This window comes from Bacillus sp. sid0103, from assembly GCF_019219025.1.
In genome coordinates, this window is the sequence record NZ_JAHUWN010000137.1 from 1 (window position 1) to 286 (window position 286).

General features: G+C 38.5%; 1 protein-coding gene. It reads left to right on the forward strand.

Features of this window, described 5'->3' with window-relative positions; translation table 11 throughout:
• A partial coding sequence (locus tag KW850_RS34620) for an IS110 family transposase (RefSeq protein ID WP_256358585.1) occupies nucleotides 1-286 on the forward strand: 286 nt, incomplete at both ends.

Genomic DNA, 286 nt, shown 5'->3' on the forward strand with positions numbered 1-286 from the left:
TGGCACATACCATGGAAGGACTGCAGTCCCTTCACTATTTTGTAAGAGAAATAGAAATGAAAACAGGAGTAAAGCCTCCCCTCGTTTTGGAATCAACAGGGCATTATCATATCCCCGTTGTACAATACTTTGAGGAAAAAGGTTACTTATTAATTATCATCAATCCTCTTATCTCTTATCGGGCGAAAAGTTCCAGTTTACGCAAGGTCAAAACAGATGTCATTGATGCCTATCATCTCTGCGAGCTGTATTATAAAGAGGATTTAGAACCATATAAAAAACGAGG